We start from the raw sequence: 26,658 nt of genomic DNA, 5'->3' as shown, positions 1-26,658 counted from the left end.
ACAATTGCTCCATGGAAGCCGATATCTACGAGGTCGGTGGTCAGCAACGGTCCTGGTAGAATCAATCAAGCGTTCAGTGTTCGTTCTTCAACCTGGCCAAAATCGCAGCTTCGGGCCGACTGGGCCTATGACATCAAAGTCCATGCCGGCCGCACCGCCGAGATGGAAGTCGACCTGATGATTGCGCCGATCGTTGATCATGACGGTTGGCGCGTGGTGTCGCTCCATGCCCAGAGCCAGGCGCGCAAGATCGGCCATCGCGGATCGTCCGGCGGCGCGCGATCGGCCATGGGCGCCGCAGCGATCCTGGCGCATGAGATCAAGAACCCTCTATCGGGTATCCGTGGCGCGGCGCAATTGCTGGAGTCCAGCCAAGGCGGGCGCGACGCGGCGCTGACCCAGCTCATCTGCAACGAAGTCGACCGGATCGCCGCGCTGATCGACCGGATGCAGGATTTCACCACCGACCGGACGCTGGAATGTCGCCCCGGCAATATCTATCCCCTGATCGACCGGGCCGCCGGGATCGCCGCCGCGGGTTTTGCAAAACATATAAAGATCATAAAGCATTATGATCCATCCTTGCCATTCGCCAACATCAACGAAGATGCCCTGGTGCAGGTGATGATCAACCTATTGAAGAATGCGGCGGAGGCGCTGGACCGTGTCGCCAATCCCCGCATCCGGGTCGAAACCGCATTCCGCCATGGCGTTTCCGTGGTGGTCGGCGATGGCAAGGGCAGCGCGGTGCTGCCGATCGAAATCCTCGTCATCGACAATGGCCCCGGCGTGCCCGAACATATTCTCGACCATCTCTTCAACCCCTTCATCACCGGCAAGCGCGACGGACAGGGGCTGGGCCTGGCGCTGGTGGACAAGCTGGTCCGCGATATGAGCGGCTTCGTCCAATATAGCCGCGATGTGGAGGCCGGCGAATCCACCTTCCGCATCCTTCTGCCGATGGGGATGGCGTGATGGGCGCGACCGGCACGATCCTGGTGGTCGATGACGATCCCGCCATCTGCGTGGTGGTGGGCGAAGCGCTGCGGCGGCAGGGGCACAGGGTCAAGACCGCCGCCTCGATCCGCGAGCGCAGCGCGCTGATGGAAAGCTTTGCGCCCGACGTGCTGATCACCGACGTCATGCTGCCGGACGGCGATGGGCTGGACGGCGTGGCGGAGATATTGGCGACCAAGCCCGATCTCAACGTCATCATCCTGTCGGCGCAGAACACGCTCAATACCGCGATCCGGGCGACCGAAAAGGGCGCGTTCGAATATCTGCCCAAGCCCTTCGACCTCAACGAACTGACCCGCGCCGTCTCCGACGCGCTGGGCACCCGGCAGAGCGTGGAGGAGGCGGAGGGCGATGTCGGCCTGCCGCATGACGGCCTGCCGCTGGTCGGGCGATCGCCGGCGATGCAGGAAGTGTACCGCACCATCGCCCGCGTCCTGTCCAACGACCTGTCCATCCTGGTGCTGGGCGAATCGGGCACGGGCAAGGAACTGGTGGCCGAAGCGATTCACAGCCTGGGCCAGCGCCGCACCAAGCCCTTCATCGCGATCAACATGGCGGCGATTCCGCGCGAACTGATCGAAGCGGAACTGTTCGGTTATGAGAAGGGCGCCTTCACCGGCGCCCATGCCCGCACCGCCGGCAAGTTCGAGCAGGCGCAGGGCGGCACGCTCTTCCTCGACGAAATCGGCGACATGCCGATGGAGGCGCAGACCCGGCTGCTGCGGGTGCTTCAGTCGGGCGAAGTCACGACGGTTGGCGGGTCGAAGCCGGTGCGGGTCGATGTCCGCATCATCGCCGCAACCAACAAGGATCTGCCGCTGCTGATCGAGGATGGGCGCTTCCGCCAGGACCTCTACTACCGGCTCAACGTCGTGCCGATCGCATTGCCGGCGTTGCGCGAACGGCGCGAGGACGTGATCCTGCTCGCACGCCATTTCCTGGAGCGGGCGGCGCAGGAGGGCCTGCCGCGCAAGGCGTTGGCCGACGATGCGGCGCAACTGCTGATGACCTATCACTGGCCGGGCAATGTGCGCGAACTGCAAAATATGATGCAGCGCCTGTCCGTCCTCAGCCGCGAAAATGTCATCACGGCCGAGATATTGCGCCATATGCTGCCGATGGATGCGATCCCGGCCGACTATGCCGCCCCGACCGATCATCTGGCGCACGCCGTTCGCGACTGGGCCAAGCGACAACTGGGCGTGGGGCTGGCCCAGCCCAATCGCGCACTGCATGATGATTTGCTGGCGGTGGTGGAGCCGATCCTGTTGCAGGAAGTGCTGGCCAGCGTCGATGGCAACCAGATTCGCGCGGCGGGACTGCTGGGCATCAATCGCAACACGTTGCGCAAGAAGCTGACCGATTACAGTCTCGATCCCATGCAGTTGCGCCTCAACGATTGATCCGCATCAGTCGCAAATCAGGACGAACCGACGGTCTGCATCGACCAGCGACAGTCCTTTGGCCAAATACTGTGTTTGAACGGGCACGGGGGTTGTTGTAACAATGCCACTATGAGCGGCGCGACCACACTCCCCAAGCGGGCATCGGCATGGCGGAGAAATCTCTCGCTATCGCTGCGCAACGGGCGACTGGCTGTATTGGTGGAAGGGGTGACTTTGGCCCTCTTCCTCGGCATGGCGGGCCTGACCTATCATATCCTTTCGGGCAGCGGCGAATCCTACACGCTGCTGACGCCGCCCATCGTCGCCCTTCTGCTGGTGGCCAATCTGGTTCCGGCCATCGCCCTGCTGATGTTGCTTGGGCGGCGCGTCGCCAAACGCCGCGCCGCCCAATCGGCCATCGGGAGTGAAGGGCAACTCCACGTTCGGTTGGTCGCCATCTTCTCCATCGTCGCCAGCGTGCCGATGCTGCTGGTGGTGATCTTTGCATCCCTGCTGTTCCAATATGGCGTGCAATTCTGGTTTTCGGACAGCGCGCGCGGCATGTTGCAAAACGCCAGCGATCTGGCGCGCGGCTATTATGAGCAGAATTTGCGCGAAGTGGGCGACGAAACCGTCACCATGTCCAGTGACCTGCGCAAGGAATTGATGGATTCGCAGGTCAGCAGCCCGCGCTTCGCCGAATATCTTCTCTATCAGGTCGTCGGGCGTAAGTTGAGCCGGGCCGCCATCATCGAGTTAGGGACGGATGGCATCGTGCGCACCGCCGCGACGGTCGATCCTGAAAATCGTCCGGCAGCGGACAAGCTCACCCCTGAAGTCATCAGACGGCTGGGGCAGGGCGAGACGATCGTCGTCCAGACCCGCAACAACCAGATCGAGGCGGTCACGCTTCTCTATCCCAAGTCCAAAATCTATCTCTACGCCGCCCGCAATGCGGACAGTTCCTCCTTCTCCAACGTCGCGCGGGCGCAGAAGGTGTTGTCGGACTATGATCTGTTCGCGGCGCAATCGCGCGCGCTTCAACTGCGCTTCAATATCGCGCTGTTCGTTGGATCGCTGCTGCTGGTCGGCATCGCCGTCTATATCGCGCTGGCCGTCGCCGACTGGATGGTGCGGCCGGTTAATCAGTTGGTGACGGCGGCGCGCAGGATCACCGCCGGCGATCTGTCGGCGCGGGTGACCGGGCCGATGGCGCGCGACGAAATCGGCACGCTGGCCGCCGCCTTCAACCGCATGACCCAGCGGCTGGAGGCGCAAACCGGCGCGCTGGTCGCGGCCAACAGCCAGCTCGACGAACGGCGCGCCTTTATCGAGGCGATCCTGTCGGGCGTCAGCGCCGGCGTATTGTCGGTCGATTTCAACGGGGTGTTGCAGTTGCTCAACAGGTCGGCCGCGGCGATTCTGGTCGACGAAGGCGACGATCTGGTCGGTCGCAACCTGGCCGAGATATCGCCCGAACTCGCCGAATTCATCGCCTCAGAGGACGGCGCGGGCATTGTTCAGGTGCGCGCCCATGGCGACCTGCGCACGCTGGCGGTCAAGCGCTCGCAGGATGCGTCGCGCCATATCCTCACCTTTGACGACATCACTCAACAACTGTCAGACCAGCGCCGCGCCGCCTGGTCCGACGTGGCGCGCCGCATCGCGCATGAGATCAAGAATCCGCTGACCCCGATCCAGCTCGCCGCCGAACGGCTGCAACGCCGCTATGCCGACGAGATCACCAGCGACAAGCCGACCTTCACTCGCCTGACCGGCACGATCGTCCGGCAGGTGGGCGACCTGCGCCGGATCGTCGACGAATTTTCCTCCTTCGCGCGGATGCCCAAGCCGGTGTTCCGGCGCGAAGCGGTGGGCGATATCGCCCGCCACGCCCTGTTCCTGCACGAAGTCGCGCATCCCGATATCCGCTTCGAATATGCCGGAGCGGACGATCTGGACATGGTTTGCGACCGGCGCCAGCTTGGACAAGCGCTCACCAATATTGTGAAGAATGCTGTCGAAGCCATTGAACCAAAAGCCGTTCCGGATGATGGTGGTCCGCGCGGTCATGTCCGTATGACATTGGTGCGGGAGGGGGACGATATTCTCATCACCGTGCGCGACGACGGTATAGGCCTGCCGCCCGAACGCGAGCGGATATTGGAACCTTATATGACGACGCGGACCAAGGGGACGGGTCTGGGCCTGGCCATCGTCAAGAAGATTGTCGAGGAGCATTTGGGGGAGATCCGCTTCGATGATGCGCAAGGGGGTGGGGCGTGCGTAACGCTGCGCTTCGCCGCGGGGGCGCTGGAAAAACTCGAAGAAGGGCAGGTTATCGCCCTGCCAAAAGGAAAAGTGACGGCCAATGGCGCTTGATATTCTGATAGTCGACGATGAAGAGGATATTCGCGATCTGGTCGCGGGTGTGCTCGAAGATGAAGGTTTCACCACCCGTACCGCCGCCAACAGCGACAGCGCGATCGACGCGCTCGATGCCCGTCGCCCCTCGCTCGTCCTGCTCGATGTCTGGTTGCAGGGATCGCGGATGGACGGGCTGGAACTGCTGGAGGAGATCAAGCGTCGCGACCCCACCGTGCCGGTGCTGATGATTTCGGGCCATGGCAATATCGACACCGCCGTCGCGGCGATCCGTAAGGGCGCGGCCGACTTCATCGAAAAGCCGTTCGAGGCCGACCGACTGCTTCACCTCGTGTCGCGCGCGACCGAAACGGAGCGGCTGCGTCGGGAAAACCAGGTGTTGCGCGCCCGTTTCGGCCAGGATGACGAACTGACTGGCTCATCGGCCTCAATCAACGGCGTGCGCGCCACGATAAAAAAGGTCGCCGGCACTGGCAGCCGCGTCCTCATCTCCGGCCCCGCGGGCGTCGGCAAGGAAGTCGCCGCGCGGATGCTCCACAGTTGGAGCGGCCGTGCTGATTCGCCCTTCATCATCGTCGCTGCGGCACGGATGGACCCGGATCGCGTCGAAGAGGAATTGTTCGGCGTCGAAGACCCCAGCGGCCTCGTCCGCCCCGGTTTTCTGGAACAGTCCCATGGCGGCACGCTGTATCTGGACGAGATCGCCGACATGCCGATCACGACGCAAGGCAAGATATTGCGCGTCCTGACCGACCAGAGCTTTACCCGCGTCGGCGGGCAGCGCGTGGTGAAGGTGGACGTCCGCGTCATTTCCTCGACCGCGCTGGACCTGGCCGGAGAGATAGAGGAACGCCGCTTCCGCGAGGATCTCTTCTACCGCCTCAATGTCGTGCCGCTGGCGATCCCGCCTTTGTCCGAACGGCGCGACGATATCCCGCCGTTGGTCGAACATTATCTCGCCCGCTTCGCCGCCGAACGCCGCGTGCCGCCGCCGGAAATCGCCAGCGACGCCATGGCCGCGCTCCAGGCCAATGAATGGCCGGGCAATGTTCGCCAATTGCGCAACGTCATCGAACGCACGATGATCCTGGCGCCGGGCGACCGGATCGGGCGGATCGAACTCGACATGCTGCCGCCTGAACTCACCAGCGGCGGCGGCGGGGAGGGGATGGGCCAATCCGCGATCATGGGCGCGCCGCTGCGCGAGGCGCGCGAAAGTTTCGAGCGGGAATATCTGCGCATCCAGATTCGCCGTTTTTCCGGCAACATCTCCCGCACCGCGACCTTCATCGGCATGGAGCGGTCTGCGCTGCACCGCAAACTCAAGCTGCTGGGCATTACCGACGGCAAGGATTAGTCCCGTCTCGCCAATCGATTGCCGAACTTTGGCCAAAGCGCATCTGCGCCATGGACGCTCCTTCGCAATTGCGATAGGATTGCACCGCTCCCGACAAGCGGGGGCGGGCAAGACACCCTGCTTAGGGTGCGAGAGCGGGTAACGTCCCGCCAAGAATAAAGGACTGGCGACGACCATGGCCGACAAAGTGAACAACCTTCAGGATATCTTCCTCAACAGCCTGCGCAAGACCAAGACCCCGGTGACCATGTTCCTGGTCAAGGGCGTCAAGTTGCAAGGCATCATCACCTGGTTCGACAATTTTTCCGTGCTGCTGCGCCGCGATGGCCAGTCGCAGCTGGTCTACAAACATGCGATCTCCACCGTCATGCCGGCCCAGTCGATGGACCTGACCGATCTGCGCAAGGCCAGCGATGGCAACGGCAAGGGGAAGCTGCTCCAGGAAATCTTCCTGTCGGCCGTCCGCAAATCGGGCAGCCCGGTGACGATGTTCCTGGTGAATGGCGTCATGCTTCAGGGTGAAATCGCGGCCTTCGACCTGTTCTGCATGTTGCTCGAACGCGACGGCATGGTCCAGCTCGTCTACAAACATGCCATCTCGACGGTCCAGCCGCTCCATGCGCTCGATCTCAGCGGCGAGAATGAACAGGACGATTGATCGCTTTTCCTGTCCGATAGATTAAAGCCGTGCTCCCGTGTACGCGGCAGCCCAGGTCCGCGTTCAGGACTGGGCTGCCGCCTGCGCGGGAGCATGTTGCATTGTAAGGCGTTATACTTCCATGGCCATATTCAATCGCGATTCCGATGACGAAGTGGCGCGCGGCGCGCGCGCCATCGTCGTCCATGCCGAAACGCACAATGGGGCCAATTCCTCTATAGACCGCCGGGACAGCGACGCGCGGCTGGAGGAAGCGCGCGGGCTTGCCCTCGCGATCGGCATCGACGTGCGCGCGTCCCAGGCGTTTCGCGTGCGCGACCCTAAGCCCGCCACCTTGTTTGGCAGCGGACAGGTCGATCAGATCGCGACCCTGGCGCGGCAGGAGGAGGCCGACCTCATCATCGTCGACAACAGCCTGTCGCCGGTGCAGCAAAGCAATCTGGAAAAAGCCTGCGAGGCCAAGGTCATCGACCGGACCGGGCTGATCCTCGAAATCTTTGGCGAACGCGCCGCCACCAATGAAGGCCGGCTCCAGGTCGAACTCGCCCATCTCGATTATCAGGCGGGCCGGCTCGTGCGCAGTTGGACCCATCTTGAGCGGCAACGCGGCGGCTTCGGCTTCCTTGGCGGTCCGGGCGAAACCCAGATCGAAGCGGATCGCCGCATGATCCGCGACCGCATGGCCAAAATCCGCAAGGAACTGGATCAGGTCACCCGCACCCGCGGCCTGCATCGCGCCCGCCGCCAGCGCGCGCCTTGGCCGGTGATCGCACTCGTCGGCTATACCAACGCCGGAAAATCCACGCTTTTCAACCGGATGACCGGGGCTGACGTCATGGCGGAAGACTTACTCTTCGCCACGCTCGATCCTACTATGCGCCAGATCGCCCTGCCGGGCCTGGACAAGGCGATCCTGTCCGACACCGTCGGCTTCGTATCCGATCTGCCCACGCAATTGATCGCCGCGTTCCGCGCGACGCTGGAGGAGGTGCTGTCGGCCGACCTCATCGTCCATGTCCGCGACATCGCCCATCCCGATAGCGATGCGCAGCGCGACGATGTGCTCGACGTGCTGGGCGAACTGGGCGTTGCCGGCGAAGCGGCGCTGGATCGTGGGGTAGGGGATCCGGATGCGCCGCCGATCCTGGAGGCCTGGAACAAGCTCGACCTGCTCAGCGAAGAAAACGCCGCGCTCGCCCGCGAAACCGCGTCCCGACGCGATGATGTCGTGATCCTGTCGGCTTTGACCGGGGAAGGGGTGGACATGCTCCAGCGCACCATCAGCGACTGCATGACCCGCGGCGCGAAAGTCTATGGCCTGCGCGTGCCCGTGTCGGACGGCGCCACGGTCGCCTGGCTCCACGAACATGGCGAAGTCCTGTCGACCATCGTCGAAGATGAGGAAAGCCGCGTTGATGTCCGCCTGTCGGACGCCGCCTTCGCCCGCTACGCAAAGCGAAGCGAAGGCTAGTCTCGGCGCGGCTTCTTTACGCCAGCGCCTTTTCAACCACGGCGATGGCCTGATCCAGCGGCTTGGCGCGGTCGCAATCGCTACCGCATTTTTCCTGCTGGTTGCGCAGCTTGCCCAATATGTCCTGCGCGGCGTCGCGGTTGCCCAGGCGAATTTCCGCCAGCGCCAGCCCTGACATCGCACCGGGATAGCCGTTCCGCCCGCGATACAAGCTTTGTTCGAAATATCGCCGCGCGCCCGTCGCATCGCCCAGCCCAAGTCTGGCGACACCCTTGAGGAACCGGACCTGCCGGCTGCTCGTCCTGCCGACCAGGTTCGTCAGCACACCGTCGGCCTGCGCATAGTTGCCCGATGCGATCAGGCGCTGCGCGCGGCTCACATCGTTATACGCACCGCCATTGACGCTACGGAAATTATCGGGACCATAGCCGGTGATCGGGCCGCTCATCGGCGTTGGGAAGTTGGTGGTAATACCGCTAATGCCGTGATTTTGAGCATAGGCGGGAGCGGCTATGGCGGCGCATAAGGGCAGAAGGATCGTCAAACGCATGGCTTTTCCTCCATCTTTATAAGAAAAAGCTATAATCGGTGCAGGACCTTGTCAAATATAAGTTTCAAGTCCGAACCTTATCCAGCTCATGTCTTTGCCCGTGAAACAGGGGGCCTTCAGGCGGATTTTTCCTGCTGCTTGGCGCGCTGCCACAGCGCTTCCTTATCATCCAAGGCCAAGGACGCGAAGCGATTGCCCGCCATGCCCTCCATGGCGCGAAAACGGCGATCGAACTTCCTGTTCGCCTTGCGCAGAGCCGTTTCGGGGTCAACTTTCAGATGGCGTGCGAAGTTGACCACGGCGAACAACAGGTCGCCAATCTCTTCCTCACGCTCATCCTGCGTGGCCGCTTCACGCACTTCGTCCAGTTCCTCGATGATCTTGTCGATCACGCGGACCGTGTCGGGCCAGTCGAAGCCTGTGCGGGCGGCGCGCTTCTGCAATTTTTCGGCGCGCAGCAGTGCGGGCAGGGCGATCGCGACTCCGGCCAGCGCACTGGGATCCGGCTCCTTCTCCGCGCGCTCGGCCGCCTTGATCGTTTCCCATTGGGCATGGCCATCCTCGCGCCGCGCGCCTTCCGCAAAGACATGGGGATGACGACGGATCATCTTTTGCGTGATGCCGTCGATCACATCCTGCATCGCAAAATGCCCGGCCTGTTCAGCGATCCGGCTGTGGAAAGCGACCTGAAGCAGCAGATCGCCCAATTCGTCGCGCAACGCATCCATGTCCGCGCGTTCGATCGCGTCCGCCACCTCATAGGCTTCCTCGATCGTATAGGGTGCGATCGATGCGAAATCCTGCTCGATGTCCCAGGGGCATCCGGTGTCGGGATCACGCAACCGCGCCATGACGTCGGCAAGCGGCATGATGTCGGCGGGGCTGGCTTTGCTCATATCGGACCTGATCGCTGTGGAAGGCTGGCCGTGCGATAGGGCGTACGCACGTCTCTGGCCAGTCCAATATAAGTACGATAATATATATTATGTTAAAAATATGCTGTCGCCGCGATCGCGTACAGCTGTCCAACTCGCCGTCGCATTCGCAACGCATCTGCCCTTCAATCCTCGCGGATCAGGCTGTGCTTGGCCGTGTCGCGCATCTTCACATAGACGATCAGCGATATGGCGATCATCACCGTGACATAGATATAGAATGCCTGCTCCACGCCCGCCTGCTTGAACCACAACGCAACCAGTTCCGCCGTTCCACCGAACAGCGTATTCGCCAGCGCGTAAGGCAGCGCCACGCCCAGCGCCCGGATATGCGCGGGAAACAGCTCTGCCTTCACCACCGCGTTGATCGACGTATAGCCGGTCACGATCACAAGGCCCGCCATCACCAGCAGCCCCGCGACCAGCGGGTCTTTCGTCACCGCCAGCGTCGCGAAGATCGGATAAGTGCACAGGACGCCCATGACGCCAAAGCCGATCATCAGCGGCTTGCGCCCGATCCGGTCGGACAAGGCGCCCGCGACCGGCTGCAACAGCATGAAGACAAACAGCGTCGCCGCATTGATCTGCGACGCGACTTCGCGGCTCAGGCCGCTGGTATTGACAAGGAACTTCTGCATGTAGATGCTGTAGGCGTAGAAGGCGATCGTGCCGCCCGCCGTCAGCAGCATCACCGTCAGCGTCTCGCGCGGATGGTTGGTGATGAGTTCCACGAACCCCGATTTCGGCGCGCCCGCCGCCTTGGCCACCGCAAAGCTCTGCGTCTCGGCCAGCCCGCGCCGCAGCCAGAACACGATAACCGCCAGCAGCCCGCCGATGAAGAAGGGTATGCGCCATCCCCAGGCGTCGAGTTGCGCTTCGGTCAGCGTCGCCTGCAACAGCAAAAGCACGCAGATCGCGACCAACTGCCCCGCGATCAGCGTCACATATTGGAAGCTGGAAAAGAAGCCGCGCCGGTTCTTCCCTGCCATTTCCGACAGATAGGTCGCGCTCGCGCCATATTCGCCGCCGATCGACAATCCCTGCATCAGCCGCGCCAGCACCAGCATCAGCGGCGCGGCGACTCCGATCGTTTCATAACCCGGCGTCACCGCGATCAGCAGCGACCCCGCGCACATCAGCGCCACTGACAGCGTCAGGCCGCTCTTGCGCCCATGGCGGTCGGCATAGACGCCCATCAGCCATGCCCCGATTGGCCGCATCAGGAAGCCGACGGCGAAGATGCCCGCCGCGCTCAGCAGTTGCGCTGTGCGATCCTCGCTAGGGAAGAAATGCGGCGCGAAATAGAGAGTGAAGGCGGCGTAGGCATACCAGTCATACCATTCCACCAGATTGCCGGTGGACCCGCCGATAATGGCCTTGAGCCGCTGGGCCTGCGTCGGCGCGCCCGTCTCGATCGAAGCGATCATGGCGTCAGCACCATGGCGCCGTCTTGGACGCCCCAGCTTTTCAGGCGCGACAGCATGTTCATGCCGATGACATTGACCTCCCCAAATGTGGGTGACACGACCACGGGAAGATCGCTTGTCGAAATGGGACCGATAGATAGCGTGGCGATGCTCGACCGCTTGGCCGACACCTTGCCGTTGGCGGTGGTCATGATGACGCCCGGTTCGCCGACATCATAGTTCAGGCCGGCGGCGCGCGCCGTATTTTCGGACAGGGCGGTGATCGTCGCGCCGCTGTCGATCAGGAAACGGGCGGTCGTGCCGTTGATCGACGCCTCGACCCAATAATGGCCGTCCGGTGCGACCGGGATGCGCAGCGCCTGCCCCTCGGTCCGGGCCCTGGGCAGCGCCGCCGGCGCTTCGTCTGGGGCGACGACGTCCCCCTCCTCCGCCCAGCGTCCGGTCAGATACCCCTGGCTCTGGCCGAATTTGAACAGGCCCAGCAGCCCGCCGAAGATGGCGACCCACAGCAACGCCATGCGCAGCAGGCTGCCCCAAGCCATCTGCCGCCCGACCAGCGCGGACCCGACCAGGACGAGCGCCAGCACATACCAGATGGTCGATGCCGCCTGATCCGTGCCGTCCATCAGGCCCCCTGCTCGTTCGCATCCAGTTGCACCACCATGCCGTCATAGCCCGGCACCACGCCCGTCGGGAGCGTGCCGATCAATGTCGCATAATCCATGCTCTGGTCCATATGGGTCAGGATCGCCAGGCCGGGCCGGGTAGCGGCGATGCCGTCCAGCGTCAGCGCCAGATGCGGATGGGTCGGGTGCGGCTTGGTCCGCAGCGCATCCACGACCCAGACGTCCAGCCCGTCATAGAGCGCCAGCATGTCCGGCGTCAGGGCATGGAAATCCGTGGCATAGCCGACCGACCGGCCGCCATGGCTGAAGCGAAATCCGGTGGAAAAAATGTCGCCATGGGGCTGGTCGACGCAGGCGATGTCGATGTCGCCGATCCGCAACCCGTCGGGCAGGATATGAGGCTGTATCGTCGGATGATAACCGTTGCGTCCTTCGAACGCATAAGCGAAGCGCTCCGACAGCAGCTTGAGCGTCTGCGCTCGTGCATAGCCGGGAACGGGCGTGCGGCGATGATGGAAGAGCTGGCGGACGTCGTCGATGCCATGGCTGTGGTCGGCATGGTCGTGCGTCCACAATATCGCATCGATCTGGATGACGTCGGCGGCCAGCAACTGCGCGCGCATGTCGGGCGAGGTATCCACCAGAATGCGCGTGGTCGGGCTTTCCACCAGGATGGACACGCGCGTCCGCCGGTTCTTCGGCTCGGCGGGATCGCATGTCCCCCAGTCATTGCCGATCCGCGGCACCCCGGACGATGTGCCGCTGCCCAGGATCGTGAGCGTCAGGCTCATGCGACCTTGCTGAACAAGGCGCGGAAATTGGCGGAGGTCGCCGCCGCGAGTTCTTCAATGCTCTCGCCGCGCAGATTGGCCAGGAATTTGGCGGTATCCGCGACGAACGCGGGTTCGCATGGCCGTCCGCGATGCGGCACCGGTGCCAGGAAGGGCGAATCCGTCTCCACCAGCAACCGGTCGAGCGGCAGCCGCGCCGCCGTCTCCTGCAAATCCTTCGCGCTCTTGAACGTCACGATGCCCGAAATGCTGATGTAGAAGCCCAGCGCCATCGCCGCATCGGCAAAGGCGCCGCTGGCGGTGAAGCAATGGATAACGCCGGTGAAGCTGCCCTGCCCCATCTCGTCGCGCATGATGCTGAGCGTATCCTCCTCCGCATCGCGGGTATGGACGATCAGCGGCAGGCCGGTGTCCCGCGCCGCGACGATATGCGACCGGAAGCTCTTCTGCTGCCGATCGCGGTCGCTATGGTCATAATAATAGTCGAGGCCCGTCTCGCCGATGCCGACCACGCGGGGATGCGCCGCCCTCTCCACCAGCTTGGCGGTGTCGATATGGGGATGTTCGTCCGCCTCATGCGGGTGGATGCCGACCGTCGCCCATACGTCCGGCTCGCGGATCGCGGTGCCCAGCACATCGTCCCACTCGCTTTCGCGCGTCGCGATATTGAGCATCAGGTCGACGCCAGCGGCCCGCGACCGTTCCAGCACATTGGCCTGATCCTCGATCAAGCCCTTGTAATTGAGGTGACAATGGCTGTCGATCAGCATGGGATCAGGCGACCTCCGCCGGCAGTTCGAGGCGCGGGAACAGCGGCTTGGGCGCGGCCAGCACGAAATCGCTCTCCGCCAGCGCCGAATACCAATGATCGCCGATCGCGTCATAGCTGCGCTTGTCCTGCGGTACGCCCATATGATCCAGCAGCGCGCTCGCGCTCGCCGGGATGACCGGCAGGATGCCGACCGCCAGTTGGGCGATGGCGATATAGAGGGTCGCCAGCACCGTCTCCATCCGCTCGGCATCGGTCTTGCGCAACGCCCATGGCGCCTGCGCATCGATATATTGGTTGCAGGCGAAACAGGCGCGCAACCATGCCTCGATCGCCACGCTGGGCGCCAGTTCGGCGAAGGCGGCGGGCATGTCGGTGCGGATCGTCTTGTCGAGCAGCGCGAGCAACTCCCCATCAGCCGCATCATGACCGTGGATCACGGGCAGGCGGCCATCCAGATTCTTCGCGATAAAGCTCAACGTCCGCTGCGCCAGATTGCCGAAGGCATTGCCCAGATCGCTGTTGGAGCGCTGGACGATCGCTTCCGCGCTATAGCTGCCATCATTGCCGAAGGTCACTTCGGACAGCAGGAAATAGCGCAACTGATCCACGCCGAAGCGATCGGCCAATTCCATCGGATCGGCGACATTGCCGACCGACTTGGACATTTTCTCGCCCCGGTTGAGCAGGAAGCCGTGACCGAAGACCTGTTTGGGCAAAGGGAGGTTCGCGCTCATCAGGAAAGCCGGCCAATAGACCGCATGAAAACGCACGATATCCTTGCCGATAATATGCGTGATATCGCCGCCCTCGGCCCAATAGCGCGCCATCCGATCGGCATCGTCAGGATAGCCGCAGCCGGTGAGGTAATTGGTCAGCGCATCGACCCACACATACATGACATGGCCGTCCGATCCCGGCACCTTCACGCCCCAGTCGAAACTGGTGCGCGATACGCTGAGGTCCGACAGGCCACCTTCGACAAAGCGCAAAATTTCGTTGCGGCGGCTGTCAGGCCGGATGAAATCGGGCTGGCTTTCATAGAGCGCCAGCAACCGGTCCTGATAGGCCGACAGGCGGAAGAACCAGCTCTCTTCGACCGTCCATTCGACCGGCGTATTCTGGGGCGACAGCTTGACGCCCCCCTCCCCGTCGGTGATTTCCTTCTCGTCGTAAAAAGCTTCGTCGCGGACCGAATACCAGCCTTCATAGCGGCCCAGATACAGGTCGCCATTGGCCTCCATCGCCTGCCAGATCGCCTGGCTGGCGCGATGATGATCCGGCTCGCTGGTGCGGATGAAACGATCATGGCTGATATTCAGCCTCTCGTTCATCACCTTGAAATAGCCCGCCATTTCATCAGCCAGTTCACGCGGTTCGATGCCGCGGTCGCGCGCCGTCTGGGCCATTTTCAGCCCATGTTCGTCGGTGCCGGTCTGAAAGAAGACGTCGCGGCCCATCATCCGCTGGAACCGGGCGACCGCATCGGTGGCGATCACTTCATAGGCGTGGCCGATATGCGGACGGCCATTGGGATAGGAAATGGCGGTGGTGATGGTGAAGGGCTTGGACATGGCCTCTCCCTAGCCGCTGATCCGCGCCCCGCAAAGCCGCTTTATGCGCGCTCTTGCGCCAGCGCCGCGACATGCCCGGCCAGTTCGAAAACCACCCCCGCCGGATCGAGCGACAGGATCACCGCGCCACCCGCCAGATGCCGGGCCTTTTCCCAATGGTCCAGCGCCGTGCCCAGCGCCGGTCCATGGCGAGTCCGCGCCGCCTGTGCGATGAAGGCGGGCGCGCGTTCCAGAAAGGCTTCATAGCGCGGCTTGGCGGATTTCAGCGCCAGCGCCTTGGCCAACGCCAGCCGCTGGCGATTGCCCGGATCGCCCTGCGTCGCCAGCGCGGTCAGCGCCTGTTCGATCGCCGACAGGTTCAGGCCCGCATAGCGCAGCGCCTGCCCCGGCGATCCCTCGCCCGCACGCACCAGCGCATCCATTTCCTGCGGCGACAGCGTATCGTCCGTCGCCTTCAACACCGCGCGCATCGTCGCCGCATCCAGCGGATCGAAGCGCAACGTGCGGCAGCGCGACCGGATCGTCGGCAGCAATCGCCCCGGCGCATGGCTGACCAGCAGGAATACCATGTCCGCCGGGGGTTCCTCCAGCGTCTTGAGCAGCGCATTGGCCGCGCCCCGCTCCAGATCGTCGGCGCTGTCGACCACCACCAGACGGCGTGGCGACAGCGACGGGGCCGACTGGGTCAGCCGTTGCAATCCCCGCACCTGATCGACACTGATGTTGCGTGCGGTGACGCCATCCTTTTCCAGCGGCGCCAGTTCGGCATAGTCGGGATGCGCGGACGCTTCGATCAGGCGACGGGTCTGGTGGTTTTCCGGGACGGACAGCCCCTCCGCATCGATCGACGGCCCGGCGGCCTCGGCCAGCAGCCGCATCGCCAGCGCGCGCGCGAAACTGCCCTTGCCTATGCCCCTGGGACCGGAAAGAATCCAGCCATGATGCATCCGTCCGCTCTGCGCGGCGGCCATCAGCGTGCGGGCCTGCGCGTCATGGCCCAACAACAAAATGGTCATGGCAGCAAGTCTTCGATCGCGTCGAGCAGCCGCAGCGTTACGATCTCGGCCGGGCCGGAGGCGTCGATCGCATGGACGCGCGCGCCTTCCTCCAGCGCGAAGCGGCTGAAGGCATCGGCCACGGCGCGGTGGAAATCGCTCGCCCGCCCGCCGATCCGGTCTTCGGCATCGCCGTCGCGCGCCTTGGCCCGCCCAGTCGCCTCGCCTTCGGGCAGCGTGAGCAGCAAGGTGCGATCGGGCAAAAACCCGTCGCTGCCGATCCGATGGAGCGTCAATATATCGGCGTCGGTCAACGCGCCCTGCCCCTGATAAGCGCGGCTCGAATCGAGAAACCGGTCGGACAGCACCCAAGCGCCCCGCGCCAGTGCCGGACGTATCGTCTTTTCGATATGATCGGCCCGCGCCGCCGCGAAAAGCAGCGCTTCGGCGCGCGCGCTCCAGCGATCGGCGCCGCCGGTCAGCAGCAGGGCGCGGATTGCTTCCGCCCCGTCGCTGCCGCCCGGCTCGCGCGTTTCGACCACATCCAAACCGCGCGCGCGCAGGGCTGCGGCCAGCGCGCGCAACTGTGTCGATTTGCCCGCGCCCTCGCCGCCTTCCAGCGTGATGAACCGCCCTGCTATCAAGCGAAGAGCGACTTCATGCCGTTCCACAGCCGGCCGAAAAAGCCCGCTTCCGCGACATCTTCACCGGCGACCAGCGGCATGATCTGCGGCGGGGTGTCCGGTGTCTGAACGATCATCTGGGCGATCTGCTGGCCCTTGGCGATCGGTGCCTTGATCGGGCCGGTATAGACCACCTTCACCTGCACATTGGCTGACGCCGTGCCCGGCAGGGTCACGGCCAAATTCTGCGGCGCGACCAGCGATACGCTCGTCGCGCTGCCCAATTGCACGGTCGCCGTTTCGACCGTCTGGCCCTTCTTGAACAGCGGCTGCGCCTTCCACGCCTTGAAGCCCCAATCCATGAAGCGGACCGATTCGCTGATGCGGCCGTTAAAGCTGGTCAAGCCAGCGATGACCATCACCAGACGGCGACCATTCTGCTCTGCCGATCCGGTAAAGCCGAAGCCCGCCTCTTCGGTATGACCGGTCTTCAAGCCGTCGGCTCCGTCGATCTTGCCCAGGATAGGGTTGCGATTGCCCTGCGCAATGTTCGCGCCGCCCATCGTCTTGCCCCAGGTGAAGGACCGGGTGGCGTAGAATTTCTTGTAGAGGTCGGGCGTTTCCTCGATCGTCGCCTGCGCCAGCTTGGCCAGGTCCTCGGCGGTGACATAGGTCACGCCTTCATCCGGCCAGCCATTGCTGGTGCCGAAATGGCTGTTTTTCAGGCCCAACCGCTTGGCTTCTTCGTTCATCGCGGCGACGAAGGCCTGTTCGGTGCCGGAAATCCCCTCCGCCAGCACGACGCAGGCGTCATTGCCCGACAGGGTGACGATGCCGTGTAGCAGATTTTCGACCGACACCTGCTCGCCGACGGACAGGAACATGGTCGATCCGGCCTGCGGGCCATGCCATTGCTTCCAGGTTTCCGGGCGCACGGTGAATTTGGTGTCGAGTTTCAATTCGCCTTTCTGGATCAGACGGAAGGCGACATGCGCCGTCATCATCTTCGCCATGGAAGCGGGCGGTATCCTCGTCTCGCCGCCCTTGTCGTACAGCACCGCGCCCGACGACAGATCCTTCATATAAGCGATCGGCGCTTCGGTGGTGTAGGGCGGTGCGGCGGCGATCAGCGGCTGGGCCAGCAGCCCGACGGCAAGGAGGACTGCAACGCTTTTCTTCATGGGACAACTGCCTTCGGACAAGTGGAATCGCTCTTCAACTGCGACGTCTATCGCGCGTCATTAGCCATGATACGGCTATTCTCAAAGCCTTTGGCGGCCGCGTGGCGAACTCCGGTCTGCGCCGCCTGCTGCGTGGCATAGGGGCCAAGCCGCACGCGCCATATGCCGTCACCCGACGCGACGTGCGCGCCCAGCCTCTTTGCGAGCGAATCAGCGCGAGCCTGCGAGGAGAAGGCCCCGACCTGCACCACATAGCCGCCGGTCGTGGGCGGCGCGGGCGTCGGCCTGGGCGCTGGCTTGGCTGGTTGCGCGACGAGTTTGGGCGCGGGCGTGTCGAAATCCGCGCCAGGGCGGCCGGCGCTGACAGGCTTGGCCGCAGCCGGCCTGGGCTTTGCCGCAGCCATGCGTGTGGACGCTGCTGGCCGCACCGGACCGAGCTTCTCCCGCAGCACCTTTAGCAAGGCGGCGGGCGTTTCCAACCGTTCGGCCGCCCGGCCGTGGCCGCGCAGCACCGCGCGTTCCTGATCGGGCGGATTGACCCGCCGCACCCGCACCGCCGCTATCCCCGCGACGCCCAGTTGCGCGGCCGCGCCCGGCGTCAGCGCGATCAACTGGTCGTTGCGCATCGGTCCGCGATCATTGACCCGCACCAGGATCGTCCGCCCGCTGTCCAGCGCCGTCACCTCGACATAGCTGGGCAAGGGCAAGGTCTTGTGCGCCGCCATGATGGCCGAAGGCATGAACGCCTCGCCCGTTGCGGTCGAACCGCCCCGACTGCCATCCTCGATAACGCCGGCATAGCCGACCTCGTCATAGGAGGCGGGATCGGCCGGCGTGTATGTGACGCCACCCACCGCATAAGGCGGCTCCAGCGGGATCGGCGTATCGCCTGCCATAGCGACCGAACCGGCCTGCTGCGGCTGCGCCGCACACGCGCCTCCTCCGATCAGCGCCAGCATTATGGCGGTCCCGAACAGCCCCTTATTGTTTAACAGCATCCGCCAGCAATCCCACCGACAAGGCATAGAAGTTGGAGCAATTATAATCCAGGATCGCCCGATAATTGCCGGTCAGCAGATAGGCGGTCTTGCCCGGCCCATCGGGTTCCAGCAGCGTCGCCAGCATCGTATTCGCAGGCCACACGCCATTGGCGGGAAACAGCCCCAGCTTGCGCCATTCCGCCATGGTCAGCCAGCGGCTGTGCCGGTTGAACACCCGCGGGCACCGCGCTGGCTCGGTCTTGGCCGCCACGGCGGCGCGGTTGAAACTTGCCGGCACATTGACCGCCACGCCCCAGGGCTGGCCCTTGCGCCATCCCGACTGGACGAAATAATTGGCGATCGACGCCAGCGCATCGGCCTCGCTGGTCCAGATGTCCGCCTTGCCGTCCCCGTCGCCATCCTTGGCGAGGCGCAGATAGACCGACGGCAGGAATTGCGGATAACCCGTCGCCCCGGCCCAACTGCCGACCAGCCGGCTCCGCGGCACGCCATTGTCCAGCATCTTGAGCGTAGCGAGCAATTCCGGCTCGAACAGCGCGCGCCGCCGCCCTTCATGCGCCAGCGTCGCGAGCGACCGGATCAGGTCGAAATCGCCGGTATAACTGCCATAATTGGTTTCATGGCCGTAGATGGCGACCATGATCTCTTCCGGCACGCCCGTCTCCGCCTCGATCCGGGCCAGGCGCGCCCGGTTCGCCTGATAGACGGTCCGCCCCCGGCCGATCCGCGCCGCATCGACATGCTGGCGACGATAGGGTTCGAAATTGGGGATGGGCGAATAGGCGCCGCCGCCGGGCTGGCTCTGGTCGAGTTTAACGACGCGTGGATTGATGGTCAGCGATGGAAAAACACTGTCCAGCGTCGCGTCGCTTATGCCCATGGCCCGCGCCTTGGGCCGCAGGCTTTCCAGATAGGCCCGGAAATCCGCCCCTTCCTGCGCCTGTGCCGGCCCCACGGCCATGCCTCCGGCGGCGATGGTGGCAAGGCCCAGCAAAAAAGACAGGACGGGTGAACGCAAAGAATCCCTCATGCCCCCGTTGTTGCACAGGCGGGGCGGCAGGTGAATCCCCTTAATGCTCGGTCGGGTCGCTTAAGGCGACGAACGGAGAAAGCGACGATTTCCACTTGGCATCGCCGCCCGGCGCGCTAGGAAGCGAGCCAACGGAAGTGTGGCCGAGTGGTTTAAGGCAGCGGTCTTGAAAACCGCCGTGGGTGTAAGCTCACCGTGGGTTCGAATCCCACCGCTTCCGCCAAGTTCTGTCGGCTATCGTCGGGAGTTGCAGCCGCGTCTGAACTTCGTACCTTGATGGCTGGCGCACATGTCCATGTGCTGGGCTCTGCACCGGGAGCCTGCCTCCCTGCCGGCCCCGCGCCCTATGTGCTGATGGCCGTCAACGGCGGCTTCCTGCCCTGGCCGACCCTGGTCCCTGACATCGTGCTGCTCAACGGACATACCGTCGTGTCTGATAATGCGGCGCAGCAGATGACGCGCAGCCTGATGCGCGGCCGACATGCGACGCATGTGCTGGCCATCGCCAACATGGCCAGCCTCGACGCTTTCGCTACGATTGGCCTGGGCTGGGATTCGATAGAGGCAATGGACCGCGCGGCCCGGCAAAGGGCCTGCGAGCAGGCGACAGGGCTGCGCTTTCGCGGTGATCGCGGCGATCGCATCCCTTCGTCCGGCGTCACGGCCCTGTGCATCGCCATCGACGCTGGCGCCACGGGCGTGACATTTTCCGGCATCAGCATGGAAGGGGGGTATAGCTATGCGCCGGGCGATCATGCGCGCAAACATATCGACGTCGATCGGCGGGCGCTACAAGCGCTGGGCCTCAATCCAGACCAACTGGACCCCACCCTTATTCGACAGGTTCCAATCGGGACGGGCTGAATGGCCGGCTATGCCTATCCCCCCTCGCCATCCGTCCGCAGCCGATAGCCGATACCCGGTTCGTTGCCGATGATCCGCGGCCGTTGCGGATCGTCCTCCAGCTTGTGGCGCAGCGTGCGGACCAGCACGCGCAGATATTCGACATGATGCTCGACCTCGCGCGGCCACACCTGCGCCATGATCTGGCCATGGGTAATGACGCGGCCGGGGAATTTCGCCAACTGGACCAGCACGCCATATTCCTTGGGCGTCAGATGCACTTCATGGCCGCTCTTGCGCACCATCCGCGCCAGCAGGTCGATCTCCACATCGCCCGCCTTGACCGTCGACACCCCGCCCTCGCGCGTCAGCCGGTTGCGCAGCGCGACGCGCAGCCGCGCCAGCAATTCGTCGGTGTCGAACGGCTTGGTCAGATAATCGTCGGCGCCCAGATCCAGCGCCGCCACCTTCTGCTCGGTCGCCTCGCGCGCCGACACGACCACCAGCGTAGCGTCGGACCGCTGCTTGATCAGCGGCACCAGTTCCAGCCCGTCCCGATCGGGCAGGCCCAGGTCCAGGATGACGATATCGGGCGACGCCTCGTGCAGCAGGTCGAGCGCCGCGCGCGCATTTTGCGCCTCCACTGTCTCATAATCGGCACGGGCGAGCGCGCTGTGAATCAATCGACGGATATGCAGTTCGTCGTCGACGATCAGCACTTTATGGCGTGTGGTCATGGTCGCTCGTCCTGGGGCATGTCCTTGATTATGCAATCTTCGGGGATGCGGATGGTGAAACAGGCGCCCGGCGGATCAGCGGCATTGGCGGCCTGCGCGGTCGATCCCATGGCCTCGGCGAACCCCTTGACGATGGCGAGGCCCAGGCCGGTGCCATGTTTGGCGCGGTCGTTCCCCTCGATGCGGGTGAAACTGTCGAATAGCCGATATTCGGCGCCCGGCGGGATGCCCGGCCCCTGGTCGATCACCGACAGCAGCAGCGCGTCGGCGGTGCGAGCGCCGCGGATCGTGACGGGCGTGCCGGGATCGCCATAGCGCCCGGCATTGTCGAGCAGGTTGAGGAGGATATGGTGCAGCAACACCGGATCGACCCGGACCAGCGGAATGTCGGGCGGAATGTCGACCTTGACCTCTCGCCCGGCCAGCGTCTGGCGGCTGTCCTGCACCGCACTGGCGACAGCGTCGAACAGGTCGGTCGCCTCGATCCGCATCGGCAGCGCGCCTGCCTCGACCCGCGCCATGTCCAGCAGGTTGGCGACGAAGCGATTGAGCCGCAGCGCTTCCCCTTCGATCAGTTCGGCCAGCGGTAGAGCATGATCCCGGCGCAATTCCTGCGCCGCCGACAATATGGTGGTCAGCGGGGTGCGCAGGTCGTGACTGACCGACGACAGCAGCGCCGCGCGCAGCCGGTCGCGCTCGCGCACATGGCGCACGTCCAGCATCTGTTCTTCCAGCGCCATCCGATCGAGCGCGATCGCCGCTTGGTCGAGCAGGCTGATGAGCAGCGGCATCTGGTCGGGGCGCAGCGCCAGCCCGGCGTCGTCGCGCGCGATGCCAAGCACCCCCAGCACGCCCCGCTGGGTATGGAGCGGATGGAACAGCCAGTCGGACGCGGTCAGGGTGGACGATCCGCGCCCGGCTGGCTGGACATTGTCCATCGCCCATTGTGCTGCCGCCTTCTCGATCTGCTCCATCCGGTCTTCGGGGGGAAAGGCAGCGCGCAAGGTCGGCCCGATAGCGGATGGGGTAAGCAACATCGTGCGCACGTCGAGCAGCCGGGCGACTTCGGCGCAGACGCCCTGCATGAGTTCGTCTTGGCTGGCCGCGACAGTCAGGTGGCGGGAAAAGCCCGCCAGCGCCGCATTCTGCCGCGCGCTCTCGCCCGCAAGATTGGCTTGCGCCCGCACGCCCGCGGCAAACTGCGCGGTGACGATGGCGACGCCCAGCAGCACCAGGATGGAAATGATGTTTTCCGGGTTGCTGACGGTCAGCGTGCCGGTGGGCGGCAGGAAGAAAAAGTTATAGGCGAGGCTCGACGCCAGTCCGCCGAATAATCCCGCGCGCAAGCCATAGGAGGCCGCCGCGAACATGACGGGGACGAGGTAGAGCAAGGCGATATTGCCCAGGTCGATCGCTTCCACCATCAACCGGCCGATCGCCGTCATCGCCATGACCGCCAGCAAGGTCATGATGTAATCGGCTGGCTTGCTCCAGTGGCTCGCCATCGCCCTGGAACGGACCCGCACCGGCGCATCGTCGTCCGACGGCAGGACATGCACAGCCACCGATCCGGTATCGCGCACCAGCCGATCGACCACCGATCCGTGCCGCAGTTCGAACCACCAGGACCGGCTTGACTTGCCGATCACGATCTGGGTCGCACGCGCGTCGACCGCAAAGCGGCGCAGCCCTTCGACCACGTTGCGTGCGGGAATGCTGGCGGTCGCCGCCCCCAACCGAGACGCCAGCGCCAGCGTTTCAGCCAGGCCCTGCCGCTCCGCGTCGGACAGGATCGCGCTGCGCCGGGTTTCGATATGCACTGCGGTCCAGGGTGCCCGTAACGCATCGGCCAGCCGCTTGGCGGCGCGGACCAGCCCCGGCGCGCTCGGTTGCTCGCTGATCGCAACGACCACCCGCTCCCCCACCGCAAAGCTGCCGGCCAGCGCATGTGCGCGGACATATTCCAGCATCTGCGCATCCACCGCCTGCGCCGCACGCCGCAGCGCCAGTTCGCGCAGCGCGGTCAGGTTCGATTTGGAAAAGAAATGGGTGAGCGCCCGGCTCGCTTCCTGCGGGATATAGACCTTGCCGTCCTTCAGCCGCTCGATCAGTTCGTCGGGGGGCAGGTCGACCACCTCGATCTCCGCATCCTCCAGCACCGAATCGGGCACGGTCTCGCGCACCCGGACCCGCGTAAAGGACGCAACGACATCGTTCAGGCTTTCGAGATGCTGGATATTCAGCGTCGAATAGACGTCGATCCCCGCCGCCAGCAGTTCCTGGACATCCTGATAGCGTTTGGGATGACGGCTGCCCGGCGCATTGCTGTGCGCCAGTTCGTCCACCAGCGCCAATTGCGGCTGCCGCGCCAAAATGGCGTCGATGTCCATCTCGGTCAGGCTCTGATTCTGGTGCGGGACGATCCGGCGGGCGATCAGTTCATGCCCATGGACCAGCGCCTCCGTCTCGCGCCGGCCATGCGTCTCGACGATGCCGACCACCACGTCGCTCCCCGCCTTCGCGCGCTGCGTGCCTTCCGTCAGCATCTCATAGGTCTTGCCGACGCCGGGCGCGGAACCCAGGAAGATTTTCAGACGCCCGCGACCTTCCTGCGCGGCGGCGCGCAGAAAGGCTTCGGGGTCCGGGCGCGCTGTCTCGTTCACCGCGCCTGCTTAGCGCCAATCGCGTCCAGCCGTCGATTCAGTTCGAACAGATTGACGCGCGCATCGCCCAGGAAGCCCAGCAGCGGCCGGTCGACGCTGCCCGCTACCAGCGACCGGACCTGCCGTGGGTCCATGCCGCGCACCCTGGCGACGCGATCGACCTGATAAAAAGCCGCCTCTGGTCCGATATGGGGGTCCAGCCCGGAGGCGGAGGCCGTCACCAGATCGGACGGAACGGGGCGATCGGGTGTGGCAGTCTTATAACGGGCGATATCGGTCTTCACCCGGTCGACCAGCGCCTGGCTGGTGGCGCCAAGGTTGGAGCCGGACGAGGCAAGGCCGTCATAGCCCTTGCCCGCCGCCGACGGGCGGCTGTGGAAATAGCGGTCCGATGTGAAGGCCTGGCCAATGACGGTGGAGCCGACGACGCCCCCATCCCGCACCAGGCTCCCGTTCGCCTGTGCGGGGAAGAGCGCCTGCCCTATCCCTGTCAATGCCAGCGGATAGGCGATGCCCAGCAACAGCGCGAAGAGCAAGGTCATGACGATTGCCGGACGAACGGCGGATTTGAGATCGGTAAACATCGAAATATCCTTTTTCGATCAGACGAGGCCGAGGCTGTTGACGGCCATGTCGATCAGCTTGATCCCCACGAACGGCGCGACCAGTCCGCCCAAACCATATATGGCCAGGTTCCGCGCCAGCAGCGGCCCCGCGCCGATCGGCCGATAGGTCACGCCTTTGAGCGCCAACGGCACCAGGCAGGGAATAACCAGCGCATTGAAGATGATCGCGGTCAGGATCGCGCTTTGCGCCGTGCCCAGCCCCATGACGTTTAGCACGCCAAGGCCGGGGTAGAGCGCCACGAACATGGCCGGGATAATCGCGAAATATTTCGCGACGTCATTGGCGACCGAAAAGGTGGTCAGCGCCCCGCGTGTCATCAGCAGTTGCTTGCCCAGCCCCACCACCTCGATCAGCTTGGTCGGGTCGCTGTCCAAATCGACCATGTTACCCGCCTCGCGCGCCGCCTGGGTGCCGGTGTTCATCGCGACGCCGACATCGGCCTGCGCCAGCGCCGGCGCGTCATTGGTGCCATCGCCGCACATCGCAACCAGCCGTCCGCCCTGCTGTTCCTTGCGGATCAGCGCCAGCTTGTCCTCCGGCGTCGCCTGCGCGAGGAAATCATCCACGCCTGCTTCGGCCGCGATCGATGCGGCGGTCAGTGGATTGTCGCCGGTGATCATGACGGTGCGAATGCCCATCTGCCGTAATTCGCCGAACCGCTCGCGGATGCCCGCCTTGACGATATCCTTCAGGAAGATCGCGCCCAGCAACCGGCCATCCTGCGCCACCGCCAGCGGCGTGCCGCCCGCGCGGGCGATCTCGTCGGTGATGCGGCGCAGTTCCATCTCTTCAGCAACCGGATTGTCGCCCAGAGCCCTGATGACCGAATCCACGGCGCCCTTGATAATCCGTGTGCCGCCTGTCTCGACGCCAGAAATGCGGGTCTGCGCGGTGAAGGGGATGACCTCCGCGCGTTGCGGCAGCGCCTGCGCCGTCTGGCCGAAGCGCTCGCGCGCCAGCAGCACGATCGACCGGCCCTCCGGCGTCTCGTCCGCCAGGCTGGCGAGCAATGCGGCCTCCGCCAGTTGCGCCTGGCTGGCGCCGCCGACGGTGCGAAACTCGGTCGCCTGGCGGTCCCCCACGGTGATCGTGCCGGTCTTGTCGAGCAACAGCACATCGATATCGCCCGCCGCTTCGACCGCCCGGCCCGACTTGGCCAGCACGTTGAACCGTACCAGCCGGTCCATGCCGGCAATGCCGATGGCGGACAGCAGCGCCGCGATGGTGGTGGGGATGAGTGTGATGAACAGCGCCGCCAGCACCGCGACTGGGATCGCCCCGCCGGCATAATGGGCAAAGCTGGGGATGGTCGCCACCGCGATCAGGAAGATGGTGGTCAGGCCAACCAGCAGCAGCGTCAACGCGATCTCGTTGGGCGTCTTCTGCCGCTCTGCCCCCTCGACCAGCGCGATCATCCGATCGAGGAAACCCTGCCCCGGATTGACCGTCACCTGCACCTTGATCCGGTCGGAAATGACGCGGGTGCCGGCGGTGACGGCGGACCGATCGCCGCCCGCCTCGCGGATCACCGGCGCGGACTCGCCGGTGATGGCGGCTTCGTTGACCGACGCGACGCCCGATACCACCTCCCCGTCGGACGGGATCAGGTCGCCGGTCTCGACCAGCACGACGTCGCCCATCCGCAGCGCGCTGGCCGGGACGCCGTCAAAGGCGTCGCCGTCCTTCTTCAGCCGCTTGGCGGTCAGTTCGGCCTTGGTTGCGCGCAGCGATGCGGCCTGCGCTTTGCCCCGCCCTTCGGCGAGCGCTTCGGCAAAGGTGCCGAACAACACGGTCAGCCACAGCCAGACGACCAGTTGCAGCTTGAAGCCAAGGGACAGGCTGTCCTGCCCCACCGCCAGCAGGATGGTGAGCAGCACCGCAACGATAGCGGTCGTGAACATCACCGGATTGCGGATCAGTGCGCGCGGGGCAAGCTTGCGAAAGGCGTCGCCAACCGCAGGCAGGATCAGGTCGGCGGTGAAGAGCGATTTGGACGCGGTGCGTGCCATGAGG

23 protein-coding genes and 1 tRNA gene are annotated in these 26,658 nt (G+C 64.5%); 8 read left to right on the top strand and 16 right to left on the bottom strand.

The window, feature by feature from the left end:
• From EWH12_RS13965 to hflX, 6 genes are all read left to right on the top strand, one after another.
• Window positions 1-975, top strand: a 975-nt coding sequence (locus tag EWH12_RS13965; protein WP_242496059.1) for a two-component system sensor histidine kinase NtrB, incomplete at its 5' end; no start/stop codon positions are given.
• Entirely contained in the window at window positions 975-2,420 is a 1,446-nt protein-coding gene (gene ntrC, locus EWH12_RS13960) for a nitrogen regulation protein NR(I) (protein ID WP_066602117.1), read from the top strand. The genes EWH12_RS13965 and ntrC, both read left to right, overlap by 1 nt.
• A gap of 111 nt (window positions 2,421-2,531) precedes the next feature.
• Complete coding sequence (locus tag EWH12_RS13955; RefSeq protein ID WP_066602114.1) at window positions 2,532-4,784, top strand: sensor histidine kinase; 2,253 nt, start codon at window positions 2,532-2,534, stop codon at window positions 4,782-4,784.
• The gene (gene ntrX, locus EWH12_RS13950; RefSeq protein ID WP_066602110.1) at window positions 4,774-6,144 is read left to right on the top strand and encodes a nitrogen assimilation response regulator NtrX; all 1,371 of its coding nucleotides are present in this window, start codon (window positions 4,774-4,776) and stop codon (window positions 6,142-6,144) included. Before EWH12_RS13955 ends, ntrX begins: the two co-directional genes overlap by 11 nt.
• Before the next feature lie 163 nt (window positions 6,145-6,307).
• Window positions 6,308-6,802, top strand: coding sequence for an RNA chaperone Hfq (gene hfq, locus EWH12_RS13945; protein WP_224546293.1), 495 nt, complete (start codon window positions 6,308-6,310; stop codon window positions 6,800-6,802).
• Between the two features lie 121 nt (window positions 6,803-6,923).
• The gene (gene hflX, locus EWH12_RS13940) at window positions 6,924-8,273 is read left to right on the top strand and encodes a GTPase HflX (protein ID WP_129926975.1); all 1,350 of its coding nucleotides are present in this window, start codon (window positions 6,924-6,926) and stop codon (window positions 8,271-8,273) included.
• Between the two features lie 16 nt (window positions 8,274-8,289).
• Here hflX and EWH12_RS13935 read toward each other — a convergent pair whose 3' ends face one another.
• The 12 genes from EWH12_RS13935 to EWH12_RS13880 form a co-directional block, all read right to left on the bottom strand.
• On the bottom strand, window positions 8,290-8,823 hold the full coding sequence (locus tag EWH12_RS13935; RefSeq protein WP_129926974.1) for a tetratricopeptide repeat protein: 534 nt from the start codon (window positions 8,821-8,823) through the stop codon (window positions 8,290-8,292).
• A 116-nt stretch (window positions 8,824-8,939) separates the two neighbouring features.
• Complete coding sequence (gene mazG / locus EWH12_RS13930) at window positions 8,940-9,719, bottom strand: nucleoside triphosphate pyrophosphohydrolase (protein WP_066602098.1); 780 nt, start codon at window positions 9,717-9,719, stop codon at window positions 8,940-8,942.
• Window positions 9,720-9,883: 164 nt separating this feature from the next.
• Entirely contained in the window at window positions 9,884-11,185 is a 1,302-nt protein-coding gene (locus EWH12_RS13925; RefSeq protein WP_066602094.1) for an MFS transporter, read from the bottom strand.
• Entirely contained in the window at window positions 11,182-11,811 is a 630-nt protein-coding gene (locus EWH12_RS13920; RefSeq protein ID WP_129926973.1) for a retropepsin-like aspartic protease family protein, read from the bottom strand. Before EWH12_RS13920 ends, EWH12_RS13925 begins: the two co-directional genes overlap by 4 nt.
• Window positions 11,811-12,602 carry an MBL fold metallo-hydrolase gene (locus tag EWH12_RS13915; protein WP_129926972.1) on the bottom strand — a complete coding sequence of 264 codons (792 nt, stop codon included), beginning with the start codon at window positions 12,600-12,602 and terminating at the stop codon, window positions 11,811-11,813. Before EWH12_RS13915 ends, EWH12_RS13920 begins: the two co-directional genes overlap by 1 nt.
• Entirely contained in the window at window positions 12,599-13,372 is a 774-nt protein-coding gene (locus EWH12_RS13910) for a TatD family hydrolase (RefSeq protein WP_129926971.1), read from the bottom strand. Before EWH12_RS13910 ends, EWH12_RS13915 begins: the two co-directional genes overlap by 4 nt.
• A 4-nt stretch (window positions 13,373-13,376) precedes the next feature.
• Window positions 13,377-14,945, bottom strand: coding sequence for a methionine--tRNA ligase (gene metG, locus EWH12_RS13905; RefSeq protein ID WP_129926970.1), 1,569 nt, complete (start codon window positions 14,943-14,945; stop codon window positions 13,377-13,379).
• Window positions 14,946-14,986: 41 nt separating this feature from the next.
• A complete protein-coding gene (locus EWH12_RS13900) occupies window positions 14,987-15,961 on the bottom strand; it encodes an AAA family ATPase (RefSeq protein ID WP_129926969.1) in 975 nt (324 codons plus the stop codon).
• On the bottom strand, window positions 15,958-16,584 hold the full coding sequence (gene tmk / locus EWH12_RS13895; protein ID WP_129926968.1) for a dTMP kinase: 627 nt from the start codon (window positions 16,582-16,584) through the stop codon (window positions 15,958-15,960). Before tmk ends, EWH12_RS13900 begins: the two co-directional genes overlap by 4 nt.
• Window positions 16,581-17,744, bottom strand: coding sequence for a D-alanyl-D-alanine carboxypeptidase family protein (locus tag EWH12_RS13890; protein ID WP_129926967.1), 1,164 nt, complete (start codon window positions 17,742-17,744; stop codon window positions 16,581-16,583). The genes tmk and EWH12_RS13890 overlap by 4 nt, the downstream gene beginning before the upstream one ends.
• A gap of 47 nt (window positions 17,745-17,791) precedes the next feature.
• The gene (locus EWH12_RS13885; protein WP_129926966.1) at window positions 17,792-18,742 is read right to left on the bottom strand and encodes an RlpA-like double-psi beta-barrel domain-containing protein; all 951 of its coding nucleotides are present in this window, start codon (window positions 18,740-18,742) and stop codon (window positions 17,792-17,794) included.
• The gene (locus tag EWH12_RS13880; RefSeq protein ID WP_129926965.1) at window positions 18,726-19,775 is read right to left on the bottom strand and encodes a lytic murein transglycosylase; all 1,050 of its coding nucleotides are present in this window, start codon (window positions 19,773-19,775) and stop codon (window positions 18,726-18,728) included. The genes EWH12_RS13885 and EWH12_RS13880 overlap by 17 nt, the downstream gene beginning before the upstream one ends.
• A 133-nt stretch (window positions 19,776-19,908) precedes the next feature.
• Here EWH12_RS13880 and EWH12_RS13875 point away from each other — a divergent pair.
• Together EWH12_RS13875 and EWH12_RS13870 are read left to right on the top strand one after the other, a co-directional pair.
• A tRNA-Ser gene (locus EWH12_RS13875) sits at window positions 19,909-19,998 on the top strand.
• 53 nt (window positions 19,999-20,051) lie between these two features.
• Complete coding sequence (locus EWH12_RS13870) at window positions 20,052-20,639, top strand: hypothetical protein (RefSeq protein WP_129926964.1); 588 nt, start codon at window positions 20,052-20,054, stop codon at window positions 20,637-20,639.
• A 14-nt stretch (window positions 20,640-20,653) separates the two neighbouring features.
• Here EWH12_RS13870 and EWH12_RS13865 read toward each other — a convergent pair whose 3' ends face one another.
• The 4 genes from EWH12_RS13865 to kdpB are packed head-to-tail and all read right to left on the bottom strand — an operon-like array spanning window position 20,654 to window position 26,654.
• The gene (locus EWH12_RS13865) at window positions 20,654-21,355 is read right to left on the bottom strand and encodes a response regulator (RefSeq protein ID WP_066602060.1); all 702 of its coding nucleotides are present in this window, start codon (window positions 21,353-21,355) and stop codon (window positions 20,654-20,656) included.
• Window positions 21,352-24,018: a sensor histidine kinase gene (locus EWH12_RS13860; protein ID WP_129926963.1), complete on the bottom strand. Its 2,667-nt coding sequence runs from the start codon at window positions 24,016-24,018 to the stop codon at window positions 21,352-21,354. Before EWH12_RS13860 ends, EWH12_RS13865 begins: the two co-directional genes overlap by 4 nt.
• A complete protein-coding gene (gene kdpC, locus EWH12_RS13855; RefSeq protein ID WP_129926962.1) occupies window positions 24,015-24,602 on the bottom strand; it encodes a potassium-transporting ATPase subunit KdpC in 588 nt (195 codons plus the stop codon). The genes EWH12_RS13860 and kdpC overlap by 4 nt, the downstream gene beginning before the upstream one ends.
• Before the next feature lie 18 nt (window positions 24,603-24,620).
• Window positions 24,621-26,654 carry a potassium-transporting ATPase subunit KdpB gene (gene kdpB, locus EWH12_RS13850; RefSeq protein ID WP_129926961.1) on the bottom strand — a complete coding sequence of 678 codons (2,034 nt, stop codon included), beginning with the start codon at window positions 26,652-26,654 and terminating at the stop codon, window positions 24,621-24,623.
• Window positions 26,655-26,658 lie beyond the last annotated feature (4 nt).

Origin of the sequence: Sphingobium cupriresistens, from assembly GCF_004152865.1 — a bacterium.
Lineage (GTDB): Bacteria > Pseudomonadota > Alphaproteobacteria > Sphingomonadales > Sphingomonadaceae > Sphingobium > Sphingobium cupriresistens.
Note: the sequence above shows the minus strand (reverse complement) of the source record. Positions and strands in the feature narration are given on the sequence as shown.